The sequence below is a fragment of the Phytohabitans aurantiacus genome (assembly GCF_027923225.1).
Classification (GTDB): domain Bacteria; phylum Actinomycetota; class Actinomycetes; order Mycobacteriales; family Micromonosporaceae; genus Phytohabitans; species Phytohabitans aurantiacus.
On record NZ_BSDI01000140.1, the window covers coordinates 1 to 488 of the forward strand.

At 70.9% G+C, this 488-nt stretch carries 1 protein-coding gene; it reads right to left on the reverse strand.

What is annotated here, in order from left to right; genetic code table 11:
* The coding region (locus QMG73_RS46170) for an AMP-binding protein (protein ID WP_281906529.1) at positions 1-472 on the reverse strand (472 nt) is incomplete at its 3' end.
* Positions 473-488: the final 16 nt, after the last annotated feature.

Sequence of the window (488 nt, forward strand, 5' to 3'; positions counted from 1 at the left end):
GGTTGGCGTAGCCACGGGTCACACCGGTGCCGGCGATGTACAACTCACCGGGGATCCCCACCGGCACGGGGGTGTAGCCGCCGTCGAGCACGTACGCCCGATGATTGGCCATCGCCCGACCGATCGGCGTCCCGCCACCGAAGGCGGCCCGGCCCTCGACGTGACGGTGGTCGAGGCAGTCCACTGTGGTCTCAGTGGGCCCGTAGCTGTTGTGAAACTCGCGTCCCGGACGGCTCCACCGGTCGGCGAGGGCGGCCGGGTAGGACTCGCCACCCACGACGAGTACCCGCAGTTCGGGCGGCGCCGCCTGCGGGTCCAGCAGGCTCAGCACGGCCGGTGGGAGGTGGGCGACGGTCACGCGTTCGCGTGCCATCAGGGCGGTCAGCTGCTCGGGGTCGTGGAGGTGCTCGCGGGGAGCGCACACCAACAGGGCGCCGCTGGCCAACGTCGCGAACGTGTCGAAGACACTCACGTCGAACGTCGGGTTC